At 70.1% G+C, this 12,441-nt stretch carries 11 protein-coding genes; 3 read left to right on the top strand and 8 right to left on the bottom strand.

The window, feature by feature from the left end; all coding sequences use genetic code 11:
• Positions 1 to 52 precede the first annotated feature (52 nt).
• Positions 53 to 400 (bottom strand): antibiotic biosynthesis monooxygenase family protein, encoded by a 348-nt coding sequence (locus QSJ97_RS09780; protein ID WP_285671563.1) that lies wholly within the window; start codon positions 398 to 400, stop codon positions 53 to 55.
• Positions 397 to 720 carry an NIPSNAP family protein gene (locus tag QSJ97_RS09775; RefSeq protein WP_285671562.1) on the bottom strand — a complete coding sequence of 108 codons (324 nt, stop codon included), beginning with the start codon at positions 718 to 720 and terminating at the stop codon, positions 397 to 399. Before QSJ97_RS09775 ends, QSJ97_RS09780 begins: the two co-directional genes overlap by 4 nt.
• 84 nt (positions 721 to 804) lie before the next feature.
• Here QSJ97_RS09775 and QSJ97_RS09770 point away from each other — a divergent pair, with 84 nt between their 5' ends.
• Together QSJ97_RS09770 and QSJ97_RS09765 are read left to right on the top strand one after the other, a co-directional pair.
• Complete coding sequence (locus tag QSJ97_RS09770; protein ID WP_285671561.1) at positions 805 to 1,488, top strand: ArsR/SmtB family transcription factor; 684 nt, start codon at positions 805 to 807, stop codon at positions 1,486 to 1,488.
• Between the two features lie 194 nt (positions 1,489 to 1,682).
• On the top strand, positions 1,683 to 2,219 hold the full coding sequence (locus QSJ97_RS09765; RefSeq protein WP_285671560.1) for a hypothetical protein: 537 nt from the start codon (positions 1,683 to 1,685) through the stop codon (positions 2,217 to 2,219).
• Positions 2,220 to 2,345: 126 nt separating this feature from the next.
• On the opposite strand, the gene uvrA is transcribed toward QSJ97_RS09765, so the two are convergent.
• The 4 genes from uvrA to QSJ97_RS09745 form a co-directional block, all read right to left on the bottom strand.
• On the bottom strand, positions 2,346 to 5,213 hold the full coding sequence (uvrA, locus tag QSJ97_RS09760; protein WP_285671559.1) for an excinuclease ABC subunit UvrA: 2,868 nt from the start codon (positions 5,211 to 5,213) through the stop codon (positions 2,346 to 2,348).
• Positions 5,214 to 5,376: 163 nt separating this feature from the next.
• Positions 5,377 to 6,297 (bottom strand): polyphosphate kinase 2, encoded by a 921-nt coding sequence (ppk2, locus tag QSJ97_RS09755; protein WP_285671558.1) that lies wholly within the window; start codon positions 6,295 to 6,297, stop codon positions 5,377 to 5,379.
• A 170-nt stretch (positions 6,298 to 6,467) separates the two neighbouring features.
• Positions 6,468 to 7,199, bottom strand: coding sequence for a LysM peptidoglycan-binding domain-containing protein (locus QSJ97_RS09750; protein WP_285671556.1), 732 nt, complete (start codon positions 7,197 to 7,199; stop codon positions 6,468 to 6,470).
• A 28-nt stretch (positions 7,200 to 7,227) separates the two neighbouring features.
• The gene (locus tag QSJ97_RS09745; protein WP_285671555.1) at positions 7,228 to 7,866 is read right to left on the bottom strand and encodes a rhodanese-like domain-containing protein; all 639 of its coding nucleotides are present in this window, start codon (positions 7,864 to 7,866) and stop codon (positions 7,228 to 7,230) included.
• A 213-nt stretch (positions 7,867 to 8,079) separates the two neighbouring features.
• Here QSJ97_RS09745 and QSJ97_RS09740 point away from each other — a divergent pair, with 213 nt between their 5' ends.
• Positions 8,080 to 8,601 carry a hypothetical protein gene (locus QSJ97_RS09740; protein WP_285671554.1) on the top strand — a complete coding sequence of 174 codons (522 nt, stop codon included), beginning with the start codon at positions 8,080 to 8,082 and terminating at the stop codon, positions 8,599 to 8,601.
• Positions 8,602 to 8,661: 60 nt separating this feature from the next.
• Here QSJ97_RS09740 and QSJ97_RS09735 read toward each other — a convergent pair whose 3' ends face one another.
• Both QSJ97_RS09735 and QSJ97_RS09730 read right to left on the bottom strand, forming a co-directional pair.
• On the bottom strand, positions 8,662 to 9,018 hold the full coding sequence (locus QSJ97_RS09735; RefSeq protein ID WP_285671553.1) for a cupin domain-containing protein: 357 nt from the start codon (positions 9,016 to 9,018) through the stop codon (positions 8,662 to 8,664).
• A 151-nt stretch (positions 9,019 to 9,169) separates the two neighbouring features.
• A complete protein-coding gene (locus tag QSJ97_RS09730) occupies positions 9,170 to 12,430 on the bottom strand; it encodes an error-prone DNA polymerase (RefSeq protein WP_285671552.1) in 3,261 nt (1,086 codons plus the stop codon).
• Between the last annotated feature and the right edge of the window lie 11 nt (positions 12,431 to 12,441).

Below are 12,441 nucleotides of genomic sequence, written 5' to 3'. Positions count from 1 at the left end.
GCACAGTCTGATTTTCGGCGCCGGCAGGCATAGCGCGGCACCGGCCGGGCGCTCAGGCGCCGTGTGCCGCCCGGCTGTCGGGCGGCGCCCCGGCGCGGCCGTGCAGGCCATAGTCGCGCAGCACAGCGGCGACGCGCAGGCGATAGTCGGCGAAGATCCCGGCCCGTCCGGCCTGCTGCGCCGCGCGGTGTTCGGCGATGCCGCGCCAGGCTTCCACCGCCGCTTCCGTCTCGAAGAAGGAGAGCGAGAGGATCCGCTCCGGGTCGGCGAGGCTCTGGAACCGCTCCACCGAGACGAAGCCGTCGATTTCCTCGAGCAGCGGGCGCAGCGCCGCCGCGATCGCGAGATAGTCGTCGCGCCGGCCCGGCGCCGGCACCACCTCGAAGATCACCGCGATCATACTTCGCCCCCATGCGGCGCCGAGGCGAGCTTCAGCCAGGTCCGGTCCTCGGCGAGGAGAAAGCGCTCGCGCTGCGCGAACTCGTAGTTCTCCCGGCCGAGCGGATCGGCGGCCAGCCGCGCGCGATAGGCTTCGTAGGCGGCCAGGCTCTCGATGTTGTAGATCCCGTAGGCCAGCGTCGAGGACCCTTCGTGCGGCGCGTAGTAGCCCACGAGATCGGCGCCGCAGCGCGGGATCGCCTGGCCCCAGTTGCGGGCATAGCGCTCGAATTCGGCCTTCTTCGCCGGGTCGATGCGGTAGCGGATGATGCAGGTCAGCATGGGCTGTCTCCCTCCCGTGGAATGCGGTTGCGGAAGGCACCCTAGCGGATTGCCCGGCGCGCGTGCTTCGGCTACGGTCAAAGCATGAAGGCAGGCCCCGACATCGCCCGCATCGCCGCGCTGATCGGCGACCCGGCCCGCGCCAACATGCTGACCGCGCTGATGAGCGGCAAGGCGCTGACCGCGAGCGAGCTGGCGGCAGAGGCCGGGGTCAGCCCGCCCACCGCCAGCGGCCATCTCGCCAAGCTCGAGGCCGGCGGGCTGATCGGCCAGCGCCGGCAGGGCCGGCATCGGTATTTCTCGCTGACCGGGACAGAGGTTGCCGCGGTGCTCGAGAGCCTGATGGGCCTGGCCTCAGGTGCCGGCCATCTGCGCACCCGCCCCGGTCCGAGGGACGAGGCGCTGCGCCGCGCGCGGGTCTGCTACAACCACCTTGCCGGCGAGATGGCCACCGCGATGTATGGCGCATTGCTGCGCACCGGCCGCCTCGCGACCACCGGGGACGGCCCGCGGCTGACCGAGAGCGGCGCGGCCTTCTTCTCCGGTTTCGGCATCGCGCTCGAGCCACTGATCCGCGCCCGGGCGCCGCTCTGCCGCGAGTGCCTCGACTGGAGCGAGCGCCGCTCGCATCTCGCCGGCAGCCTCGGCCGCGCGGTGCTGGCGCGGATCGAGGCTGAGGGCTGGGCCAGCCGCGAGCCGGGCTCCCGCGCGGTGCGCTTCACGCCGCGCGGCGAGGCCGCCTTCGGCGCCTGGCTGGGGCTCGGCTGAGCCGCCGCGCCGGCCCGATACCCGACCGATACAATCGAGACCGGACCGGTACGCGGCCGCGCCTTGCGGCGCTCCGGCGTGGCCAGCATATCCACTGGAAGGCTCCGCGCCGGGGCCTCCGGCCGCCACCCGCGCCGGGGCCGCGCCGCGGAGCGGACACCGCCGCCCCCGTCCACGCATCCCGGGAGACCCCGATGATCCCCGCGCCGATGATCCCCGTCCTGCTCGCCCTGCCCTGGCAGAAGCATCTCGAGGCCGCCTGCAAGGAGGCCGCCGCCGACCTGAAGAAGCGCGCCAAGTCGATGCCCGCCAAGAAGATCACCAAGGCGCTGGTCGAGGACCTGCTCTGCAAGCAGGCAGCCAAGGCCGACAAGACGCTGACCAAGTTCGGCACCGACCAGCTCAAGGGCGCGCTGAAGCGCGAGGAGAAGAAGGTCGAGAAGGAGCTGGAGAAGGCCGGCGATCCCTCGAAGCCGGGCCCGCTCAAGCTGCTCGGCCTGCGCGGCGAGCTCGAGGACTACCGCGTGAAGGGCCAGATCGTCGAGCCGGACAAGCCGGCCAAGCTCGCCAAGCCCCAGGGCAGCGCCTATCACGTGCCGATCAAGGTCAAGGTGCTGAGCAAGGACAAGGTCGAGCTCGAGATCGGCGGCTTCCTCGGCATCGACAAGAAGATCAAGGAAGGCAAGCTGAAGGTGATCTATGGCGGGGTGATGCTCGGCGGCAGGTTCTGAGCCGCAGGCATCGCCCGGAGATCGGCGACGGCGCGGCGGATCGCAGACCGCTCGCCATGCCGAACGCATGGCGGACCGTTCCGGACCGGGCCGGGCATCCGGGGGGCTGCGCGCGCCTCCGGCGGGTCACTCCGCGGCGAGACGCCCGGCCTTGACCAGCATCGGCCGCAGGTGCTGCCCGGTGTGGCTCTCGGCGATCTCGGCAACCGCCTCGGGCGTGCCGGTGGCGACCAGCCGGCCGCCGCCATCGCCGCCTTCCGGCCCGAGATCAACCACCCAGTCGGCACATTTGATGACGTCGAGATTGTGCTCGATCACCACCACGGTGTTGCCGCTCTCGACCAGTTCCTGCAGCACTTCCAGGAGCTTGCGGACATCCTCGAAATGCAGCCCGGTGGTCGGCTCGTCGAGGATGTAGAGCGTGCGCCCGGTCGCCTTCTTGGAGAGCTCCTTGGAGAGCTTCACCCGCTGCGCCTCGCCGCCGGAAAGCGTCGTCGCCTGCTGGCCGATCTTGATGTAGCCGAGACCGACCCGCTCCAGCGTCTCGAGCTTGTCGCGGATCATCGGGATCGCCTCGAAGAACGGCACCCCGTCCTCCACGGTCATGTCGAGCACATCGGCGATCGACTTGCCCTTGTAGAGCACCTCCAGCGTCTCGCGGTTGTAGCGCTTGCCCTGGCAGGTCTCGCAGGTGACATAGACGTCCGGCAGGAAATGCATTTCGATCTTGATGACGCCGTCGCCCTGGCAGGCCTCGCAGCGCCCGCCCTTCACGTTGAAGGAGAACCGGCCCGGCTTGTAGCCGCGGGCCTTGGACTCCGGCAGCCCGGCGAACCAGTCGCGAATCGGGGTGAAGGCGCCGGTATAGGTCGCGGGGTTCGACCGCGGGGTGCGGCCGATCGGCGACTGGTCGATGTCGATCACCTTGTCGAGCCGGTCGAGCCCGCGGATCGCCTTGCAGGGCGCCGGGTGGTGGCGCGCGCCGTTCAGCCGGTTGGCCGCGGTCTTGTAGAGCGTCTCGATGGTCAGGGTCGACTTGCCGCCCCCCGAGACCCCGGTGATGCAGGTGAAGGTGCCGAGCGGGATCTCCGCCGTCACCTCCTTGAGGTTGTTGCCGGTGGCGCCTTCCACGGTGAGCCAGTTGCCGTTGCCGCGGCGGCGCTCGTCGGGAATGGCGATCTCGCGGCTGCCGACGAGATACTGCCCGGTGATCGAGCCGGGGTTGGCGGCGATCGCGTCGGGCCGGCCCTCGGCGATGATCCGCCCGCCATGCACGCCGGCGCCGAGGCCGATATCGATCACGTGGTCGGCGGTGCGGATCGCCTCCTCGTCATGCTCGACCACGATCACGGTGTTGCCCTGGTCGCGCAGGCCGCGCAGGCTCTCCAGCAGGCGCCCGTTGTCGCGCTGGTGCAGGCCGATCGAGGGCTCGTCGAGCACGTAGAGCACGCCGGTGAGGCCGGAGCCGATCTGGGAGGCCAGCCGGATTCGCTGGCTCTCGCCGCCCGAGAGGGTGCCGGCATTGCGGCTGAGGGTCAGGTAGTCGAGCCCGACATTCACGAGGAAGCCGAGGCGCTCGCGGATCTCCTTGAGGATCGGCTCGGCGATCTCGCGCTTCTGCGCGCCGAGCGCCGCCGGAGCCGCGCGCACCCAGTCGAGCGCCTCGCGGATCGAGAGCGAAGTGATCTCGCCGACATGGCGCCCGCCGATCTTCACCGCCAGCGCCTCGGCGCGCAGCCGGTGCCCGTCGCAGGAGGAGCAGGGCCGGTTCGCCTGGTAGCGCTCGAACTCCTCGCGGATCATCGCCGATTCGGTCTCGCGATAGCGCCGCTCCATGTTGGGGATCACCCCCTCGAAGACGCGGCTGACCTGGTAGATCCGTCCGCCATCGTCGAAGCGGAACGAGATCTCCTCGTCGCCCGAACCGTAGAGCATGACCTGGCGCGCATGGGCGGGCAGCTCGTCCCACGGCTTGGTGTGGGAGAAGCCGTAATGCCGGGCGATCGCCTCGATGGTCTGGCGGAAATGCGGGGTCTTCGACTTCGCCCAGGGTGCCAGCGCGCCGTTGATCAGCGAGACCGTGCGGTCCGGCACCACGAGGTTCTCGTCGAAATAGAGCTCGACCCCGAGCCCGCCGCAGGCCGGGCAGGCCCCGAAGGGCGCGTTGAAGGAGAACAGCCGCGGCTCGATCTCGGCGATGGTGAAGCCCGAGACCGGGCAGGCGAAGTTCTCCGAGAAGGTGATCCGCTCTGGCTCGCCCTCGCCCTCCTTCGGCGCGGTCTCGATCACCGCGATGCCGTCGGCAAGGCCGAGCGCGGTGGCGAAGCTGTCGGCGAGGCGGGTCTCGATGCCGTCCTTCACCACGATGCGGTCGACCACCACGTCGATGTCGTGGCGCAGCTTCTTGTCGAGCTTCGGCGGGTCCTCGAGCTCGTGGAAGGCGCCGTCGACCTTGACCCGCTGGTAGCCCTGCTTGCGGAGCTCGAGGAACTCCTTGGTATAGGCGCCCTTGCGGTCGCGGATCACCGGGGCGAGCAGATAGGCCCGCGTGCCCTCGGGCAGCGCCATCACCCGGTCGACCATCTCCGAGACCTGCTGCGCCTCGATCGGCAGCCCGGTGGCCGGCGAATAGGGCGTGCCGGCGCGGGCGAAAAGGAGGCGCAGATAGTCGTAGATCTCCGTCACCGTGCCGACGGTCGATCGCGGGTTGCGGCTGGTGGTCTTCTGCTCGATGGAGATTGCCGGCGAGAGGCCCTCGATATGATCGACATCCGGCTTCTGCATCATCTGCAGGAACTGCCGGGCATAGGCCGAGAGGCTCTCGACATAGCGCCGCTGGCCCTCGGCATAGATCGTGTCGAAGGCGAGCGAGGACTTGCCCGAGCCGGAAAGCCCGGTGATCACCGTCAGCGCGTTGCGCGGAATGTCGACATCGACACCCTTGAGGTTGTGCTCGCGCGCGCCGCGGACGGAGATGTGTTTCAGCTCGGCCATGCGCGTGCCCTCCCGGCGGTCCCTCGATCACCCTCGCGAGATAGCGCCCGGGGGCGCAGATGGCGAGTCCCCCGCGACTGTAAACGAAACGTGAACGAAGGCGAAGCGGGAATGCGCGCGAAGGGCGCCGCGCCCGGAATTCCGGGAGCGGCGGCCGCCGATATCAGTAGATCTTCGGCACGTAGAGCTCGTCCGGCAGCGTCTTGCGCTCGTAGTTCGGGTCGAAGACCCGTTCGGGCAGCTCGACCTTCTCCTGCGGCACCGGCTCGTAGGGGATCTTGGTCAGTATATGCTCGATGCAGTTCAGCCGCTCGCGCTTCTTGTCATTGCCCTCGACGATGTACCAAGGCGCCTCCGGGATGTTGGTGCGCTCGAACATGTCCTCCTTGGCCTTGGTATACTGTTCCCAGCGGATGCGGGACTCGAGGTCCATCGGCGAGAGCTTCCACTGCCTCATCGGGTCGTGGATGCGCACGAGGAAGCGCAGCTGCTGCTCCTGGTCGGTGATCGAGAACCAGTATTTCAGCAGGATGATGCCGTTGCGCACCAGCATGCGCTCGAATTCCGGCACGTCGCGGAAGAACATCTCCACCTGGTCCTCGGTGGCGAAGCCCATCACCCGCTCGACGCCGGCGCGGTTGTACCAGGAGCGGTCGAACAGCACGATCTCGCCGCCGGCCGGCAGGTGCTGCACATAGCGCTGGAAATACCATTGCGACTGCTCGCGCCGGTTCGGCGCCGGCAGCGCCACGACGCGGGCGATTCGCGGATTGAGCCGCTGGGTGATGCGCTTGATCACGCCGCCCTTGCCGGCGCTGTCGCGGCCCTCGAAGAGAATGCAGACCTTCGCGCCGGTGTGCTGCACCCAGTCCTGCACCTTGATCAGCTCGGCCTGGAGCCGCAGCAGATTGGTGAAATAGGTCCGGCGGTCGAGCGAATCGGGGTGCTGCTCGCGGTAGATCCGGCGGACCTCCTGGCTCAGCATCGGCTCGCTGAACTCCATCTCGAAGGTCTCGTCGAGCGTCTCCTCGAGCTCGGCGGCGAGCCAGTCCGGGGTCCTGTCCCCGTCATGCGGCGTGTCCATGCGCGATGTTCTCCCCTCGCTCCGGGCGGCGAACATCCCCTGCCGCCCGATCCGGCCATGAAATCCCAATGGTGCGGGGCCGATAGCACAGGCGCGCGGCGCATCCGAATGACGTTTTCCCGACACCGCATCGGCCTGGCCCGCAGGGCCGGGCGCCGCGGGCCGGAAGGTCACGGGATCCGCAGGCGGGTGCCGGGGGCGAGCAGGTTGGGGTTGGAGATACGGTCGCGATTCGCGACGTAGATCTGGCGATACTCGAAGAAGTCGCCGTAGATCTCCGCAGCCAGCCGGCCGAGCGTGTCGCCGGGCACCACGGTGACATAGCGCGCGCCGCCCTCCACCTCGATGCGCTCGCCGAACGCGTCGGGCTCAGCCGATGCCTCGCCGGCAACCGCGGGCTCGGGCTCCGGCGTGGCGGGCGCCGAGGCGACCTCGATCCGCGCGGTGGCCACGGTGGTGCTCTGCCCCTCGGCCGCGATCGCCGAGAGATAGGGATCCGCCCGCGCCGGCTTGCGCGTCGCGCGCCCGACCGCGGAGGCGGCCTGCTCGACCAGCGCGGCAACGTCGAGGCGCCCGTCCGGCCCGGTCAGCAGCGCCGGCACATCGCGCCCGAAGGCTTTCACCGCGCGGTATTCCAGCCGCCGCTCGACCGAACGCAGGCTTTTCCCGGCGGCCTGCCAGCCGGCAACCAGCTCGGTGAGGCGCGCCATCAGCGCGACCTGGGCCTCGGTATCGGTCTCGCCGGCAGCCTCGGCCGCGACGACTTCGGTGAGCCGCTCCACCACGGCGCTTTCCAGCGCCGCGAGATCCTGCGCCTTCGCCGCGGGCGCGGCCGCCAGCATCGCCGCCAGCAGACCGGCAGCCAGCCGCGCCATCGGGGTCCGCTGCATGCGTGTGCTCATCGCCCCTTCCTCGCTGCGACCGGCCGGATCAGACACCGCTGGGCAGCACGGTCTGGAAGCCCATGGACAGCCAGGCCTGCATGCCGCCGCGGTAGTAGAACAGCTTCTCTGGCGGATAGCCGGCCGCGATCAGCCCCCGGATCGCCCGGGGCGACTGGTCGCACCACGGCCCGTTGCAGAACAGCAGGAGATCCTTGGACGTGCTGAAATCCCAGCTCCGCCCGCGCCGTACCGCACCGAGCTGCGTCATGATCGGTGCGAAGAACGGGTTGTCCGGCGTGGTGAAGATCGGGAAGGGCAGGTTGATCGCGCCGGGGATCGTGCCCTTGTCGTACCAGCTTGCGAGGCGGGCATCGACGAGCACGCCGCGGCCGGTCTCGACGCGCTCGCGCAGGAAGTCGAGCAGCTCCAGCTCCCCCACGGTCTCGACCCCGGGGGCAGCCTTCATCGCATGCACGCAGAACGGCGGGCAGGGCCGCGAGGTCTTGGCGAAGCTGTCGTCGATGGTCGCCGTCTGGTCCTGGTTGCGTTCGATCACATGGTTTTGGCCATCCTGCGAATATTCGAAGACCGGCATGTCCTCGGTGATCCAGACTTCCTGCGCATGGGCGGTCGGCCCGGCAATCAGCGCGCAGACATAGGCAATGGCCCAAAGGCGATTAAACATCGGACACCCTCCAATTTCCCTCGTCCGTGAACAAACTTCCGTGAGGGACGGTTGTATGTCAACCGGGTTTAATCGCATAGCGTGCATTCGGTGCGTGCATTGCACAACAGCTGCCGGCGACTTTCCGGTCCGGGTCGCGCCCCTGCGAAAAGGTTTTGACATCGGCGCGCACCCGCGGCAGGCAGCGCGCCAAACCGCGAAGGAGTCGGAACCATGACCACCCAGTCCGGCGAGGCTGATCTGCCCGCCCCCCAGGACCTCCGCAACGTGCCCGAGGGCCGCGAGATCAAATCCTTCCACCTCGCCCTCGACAAGACCAAGCGATTTGTCAGCTTCAAGACCCTCACCGCCGACGGCCGCAGCGAGGTGCTGCTGCTCTCGGCCAAGATCGCGCTCTATATCCGCGACCAGTTCCGCGAGAAGCTGCGCGCCCGCAAGGGGCTCGAGGCGGTGCCGAACGACGAGAGCTTCTTCTCCAGCATCCCCAGGCACGATCAGGCGGACTGGGACACCGCGAGCCCGCATGTCGGCGTGCCGATCGGCGTGCATGTCGAGACCGGGCGCGGCGGCTGCATCCTCGCCTTCCCGCTCGACAAGGAGGGCAAGACCGTCCCCTACGGCCTGAGCGCGCTGCACGCGGCCTATTTCATGCACGCGATCAACGACGTCGAGGCCAACGAGGACTTCGGCAAGGACCCGGCGCCGACCGCCCAGGGCACCGAAACGCTGCAGTGACCCGTGCCGCCGGCAGGCCCCGCTTCGCGGGGCGTGCCGGCCGTGGGCCCGGGGCTCTGCCTATCTGAGCTCGATCAGCACCGCCTCGGTCGGCGTCGTGCCGATATTCTCTCCGATATGGGTCTGCGGCCCGGAGTAGATCACGTCGCCCGGCGCGAATTTCCGCATGATCACCCGTCCGTCCGGCAGGGTGATGCGCCGCTCGAAGGCGCGCAGCGCCACCAGCACGAAGGCCGGATGGTCGTGCTCCACGGTGCGGTCGCCCGGCATGTCGCGATGGGCGATCACGCGGACCCGGTCGTTCTCGATCAGCACGCTGTAATTGCCGGGATGGGCGACGACCGGATCCACCGCCCGGGCGGCCGAGGGCAGCAGGGTTGCCGCGCAGAGGGCGGCGAGGCAGGCGGCGTGCGTCATGGCACGGGGGCTTTCCTGAAGGAGGGCCGGGCGGCAGCCGCACGGCACGGGCGGAAGACTCGCGCCCACGGCTCCGACTATACGCCCCCGCCCCGACACCGGAAAGCGCCGCCTCCTGCCCTCCCCCCGAAGCGGGCGCAGGGCGCGCGCCTCAGTGGAAATCCCGGCTCTTCGGGATGATCCGCACGTCGCGGGGATGTGCCCTCGGGCTGCGTGCCGGGAGCCGGGTCCGCGGGTCCTCCTCGATCGGGCGGCGCACCTCGTCAGCATGGGCGAGGCCGTTGCCCCCGATCCCCTGCACCGCATCCTCCGAGAGCCGGGCGAGATCGCCGGTGCGGTCGGCGAGATACTCCGCCACGACATGCGTCACCCCTTCGGCGCGCTGCACCCGGCCGCGGATCTCGAGCAGCCGCGCGCCCATCAGCACCGGGCGAAACCGCGCCGCCACCCGCTTCCAGACCACGATGTTGGCGATGCCGGTCTCGTCCTCGACGGTGACGAACACCACCCCCTTGGCCGAGCCCGGCTTCTGGCGCACCAGCACCACGCCGGCAAGCCCGACCCGCGCGCCGTTGGGCGCCGCCACGGCCGCCGCCGCGCTGGCCAGCCGTTCTGCCGCGTAATGCGCGCGCAGGAACTGCATCGGATGCGCCTTAAGCGAGAGCCGCAGCGTCTGGAAATCCTGCACCACATGCTCCGAGAGCGGCATCTCCGGCAGCGCCACGGCCCGCTCGGCGCCCTGCTCAGCCACCCCCGCCGCGGCGAAGAGCGGCAGCGCCGCGCCCTTCGCCTCGCCCCGCACGGCCCAGAGCGCGGCGCGCCGGTCGAGCCCCATCGAGCGGAAGGCATCGGCCGCCGCCAGCCGCTCGAGGCTCGCGCGCATCACCCCGGCGCGGCCGCGGATCTCGGCAACGGCGCCGTAGCCCGCCCCCCGCGCGGCGAGCAGCCTGCCCGCCTCGGCCTCGGCCAGCCCGTCGACCATGCGCAGGCCGAGGCGCAGCGCCAGCCGGCCGCCCTCCCCCGGCTCCAGCGTGCAGTCCCAGCCCGAGCGGTTGAGATCCGGCCCGCGCACCTCGACCCCATGCTCGCGGGCGTCGCGCACGATCTGCGCCGGGGCGTAGAAACCCATCGGCTGGGCATTCAGCAGCGCGCAGGCGAAGACCTCCGGGTGATGACATTTCAGCCATGAGGAGACATAGACCAGCAGCGCGAAGCTCGCCGCATGGCTCTCGGGGAAGCCGTATTCGCCGAAGCCCTTGATCTGCTCGAAGCAGCGGGCGGCGAAGTCCGGGGCGTAGCCGCGGCGGATCATCCCCTGCACCATCTTGTCCTGGTAGTGCTGGATGGTGCCGACGCGCCGGAAGGTTGCCATGGCGCGGCGCAGCCCGTTGGCCTCGTCCGGCGTGAAGCGGGCGGCGTCGATCGCGATCTGCATCGCCTGCTCCTGGAACAGCGGCACGCCGAGGGTGCGCCCGAGGATGCGCTGCAGCTCGTCCGGCGGCCCGTGTTCGGGGGCCGGCGCGGGAAACTGCACCATCTCCCGGCCCTGGCGCCGGCGCAGATAGGGATGCACCATGTCGCCCTGGATCGGGCCGGGGCGCACGATGGCGACCTCGATCACCAGGTCGTAGAAGGTGCGCGGCTTCATCCGCGGCAGCATGTTCATCTGCGCCCGGCTCTCGACCTGGAAGACCCCGAGGCTGTCGGCCCGGCTGAGCATGGCATAGGTCTCCGGGTCCTCGTCCGGCACCGTGGCGAGGGAGAGCCGCAGCCCCTTCTCCGCCTCGAGCAGCCGGAACGCCTTGCGGATACACGTGAGCATGCCGAGCGCCAGCACGTCGACCTTCATGATACCGAGGGCGGAGATGTCGTCCTTGTCCCACTCGATGAAGGTGCGCTCCGCCATCGCGGCATTGCCGATCGGCACGGTCTCGTCGAGCCGCCCGCGGGTCAGCACGAAGCCGCCGACATGCTGCGAGAGATGCCGCGGCATGCCGATCAGCTGGCGGGTCAGGATGATCGCCCGGCGGATCTCGGGGGCCTGCGGGTCGAGCCCGGCGGCGCGCACATGCTCCGGCGAGACCTCCCGCCCCCAGGAGCCCCAGACCGTGCCGGCCAGCGCCGCGGCGATGTCCTCCGAGAGGCCGAGCGCCTTGCACACCTCGCGGATCGCCGAGCGCGGGCGGTAGCAGATCACCGTGGCGGTCAGCGCCGCCCGCTCGCGGCCATAGCGGCGGTAGATGTACTGGATCACCTCCTCGCGGCGCTCATGCTCGAAATCGACGTCGATGTCCGGCGGCTCGCGGCGCTCCTTCGAGATGAAGCGCTCGAACAGCAGGTTCGACTTGCCCGGGTCCACCGAGGTGATGCCGAGGCAGAAGCACACCGCCGAATTGGCCGCCGAGCCGCGCCCCTGGCAGAGGATGCGCTGGCGCCGGGCCCAGGCGACGATGTCGTGCACCGTGAGGAAATACTGCGCATAGTCGAGCTCGCCGATCAGCCGCAGCTCCTTGACCACCGCGGCGCGGACGGTCTCCGGCACGCCCTCCGGGTAGCGCCAGGCCGCGCCCTGCCAGGTCAGCGCCTCGAGATGCGCCTGGGGGCTGGTGTCGGCGGGCACCGGCTCCTCGGGGTATTCATAGGCCAGCTCGTCGAGGCTGAAGCGCGCCCGTGCGAGGATCTCGGCGCTGGCCGCCAGGGCCGCCTCGTGGCCATGGAACAGCCGTGCCATCTCCGCCGGCGGCTTCAGGTGGCGCTCGGCATTGGCCTCGAGACGGAAGCCCGCGGTCTCCACCGTGGTGTGCTCGCGGATGCAGGTGAGCACGTCCTGCAGCGGCCGGCGGTTGGGCACGTGGTAGAGCACGTCGCCGATCGCCACCAGCGGCACGCCGGCCGCCGCCGCCAGCGCCGCGCGGCGGCCGATCTCGGCCCGGTCGCGGCCGGTGAGATGGTGGCTCGCGGCGAGCCAGAGCCGCCCGGGCCAGAGCCGCGCCAGCCGGGCCAGCAGCCGGGGATAGTCGCGCTCCGGCAGCGGCGGCGGCACGGCGATGAAGAGCTGCCCCTCGGAATGCGCGATCACGTCGTCGAGCAGCAGCCGGCATTTCCCCTTCTCCGCGGCGCGCTTGCCGCGCGAGAGCAGCCGCGAGAGCCGGCCATAGGCGGCGCGGTCCTCCGGGTAGCAGATCAGGTCCGGCGCATCCTCCAGCACCAGCCGGCAGCCGACCGCGAGGCGCAGCCCCGCGGCCCGCGCGGCGACATGCGCACGCACCACCCCGGCCAGGGTGTTGCGGTCGGCCACGCCGAGCCCGGCCAACCCCAGCCGCGCCGCGGTCTCGACCAGCTCCTCGGGATGGGAAGCGCCGCGCAGGAAGCAGAAATTCGTCGTCGCGGCGAGTTCGGCATAGATGGTCATGGATGTGGGCA

The sequence above is a fragment of the Paralimibaculum aggregatum genome, from assembly GCF_030270585.1.
Classification (GTDB): Bacteria; Pseudomonadota; Alphaproteobacteria; order Rhodobacterales; family Rhodobacteraceae; genus Thermohalobaculum; species Thermohalobaculum aggregatum.
This window is presented reverse-complemented; position numbering and strand designations above follow the sequence as displayed.

Excerpts from the sequence above, each read along its gene's own strand:
- QSJ97_RS09740 (WP_285671554.1), top strand. The coding sequence starts at position 8,080 with ATGACCACCCAGTCCGGCGAGGCTGATCTGCCCGCCCCCCAGGACCTC.
- uvrA (WP_285671559.1), bottom strand. The coding sequence starts at position 5,213 with ATGGCCGAGCTGAAACACATCTCCGTCCGCGGCGCGCGCGAGCACAAC.
- QSJ97_RS09750 (WP_285671556.1), bottom strand. The coding sequence starts at position 7,199 with ATGAGCACACGCATGCAGCGGACCCCGATGGCGCGGCTGGCTGCCGGT.
- QSJ97_RS09730 (WP_285671552.1), bottom strand. The coding sequence starts at position 12,430 with ATGACCATCTATGCCGAACTCGCCGCGACGACGAATTTCTGCTTCCTG.
- QSJ97_RS09775 (WP_285671562.1), bottom strand. The coding sequence starts at position 720 with ATGCTGACCTGCATCATCCGCTACCGCATCGACCCGGCGAAGAAGGCC.
- ppk2 (WP_285671558.1), bottom strand. The coding sequence starts at position 6,297 with ATGGACACGCCGCATGACGGGGACAGGACCCCGGACTGGCTCGCCGCC.
- QSJ97_RS09765 (WP_285671560.1), top strand. The coding sequence starts at position 1,683 with ATGATCCCCGCGCCGATGATCCCCGTCCTGCTCGCCCTGCCCTGGCAG.
- QSJ97_RS09770 (WP_285671561.1), top strand. The coding sequence starts at position 805 with ATGAAGGCAGGCCCCGACATCGCCCGCATCGCCGCGCTGATCGGCGAC.
- QSJ97_RS09735 (WP_285671553.1), bottom strand. The coding sequence starts at position 9,018 with ATGACGCACGCCGCCTGCCTCGCCGCCCTCTGCGCGGCAACCCTGCTG.
- QSJ97_RS09780 (WP_285671563.1), bottom strand. The coding sequence starts at position 400 with ATGATCGCGGTGATCTTCGAGGTGGTGCCGGCGCCGGGCCGGCGCGAC.
- QSJ97_RS09745 (WP_285671555.1), bottom strand. The coding sequence starts at position 7,866 with ATGTTTAATCGCCTTTGGGCCATTGCCTATGTCTGCGCGCTGATTGCC.